General features: G+C 45.8%; 1 protein-coding gene and 1 pseudogene. Both read right to left on the reverse strand.

Translation table 11 applies throughout. From position 1 onward, the window contains the following. The coding region (locus R8O11_RS30955; RefSeq protein WP_318195358.1) for a LysM peptidoglycan-binding domain-containing protein at nucleotides 1-306 on the reverse strand (306 nt) is incomplete at its 3' end. A 14-nt stretch (nucleotides 307-320) separates the two neighbouring features. Further along, nucleotides 321-530: pseudogene (locus R8O11_RS30960) on the reverse strand (protein-L-isoaspartate O-methyltransferase); the annotation flags it as partial.

Consider the following 530-nt stretch of genomic DNA (forward strand, 5'->3'; position numbering starts at 1 on the left):
GCCATATTTTGGCGCGACATATTTCGGAGCCCAAAGTTTTAGCTTTTGACCTGGATAAATGGTGTAAGGCTGAGAGAGTTCGTTGTAACGTACAAGATCATTTACATCTTTATCTGTGACGTAAGCAATGAAATAAAGTGTGTCACCTTTCTTTACTTCGTAGTAACTCCCTCTATAACTGCCACGCTCAACGCTCGAATAATCCTTCTTTAGGCTGGAAACAGGCGCAGGTGAGTGAGCCGCGCAACCAACGAGTCCCGCAGCTAATACAAAGCTAATACCAATATGACGCAGTAACTTACTCACCTAACCTCAGATCCTTAAGCCAAATCACCCGCGACAAGAGGAACAAAGCGAACCATTTCCACAACGGTAGAAAGGTACTCGTCACCCTTGCGTTCAATTCTAAGTAGTTGCTGCTCAGCATCTCCGACAGGAATCACCATTTTACCGCCATCTTTTAACTGTGAGAGAAGCGCTTGGGGAATCACTTCTGCAGCAGCGGTAACAATGATGGCGTCAAACGGACC

The organism is Vibrio sp. 1288, assembly GCF_033344475.1.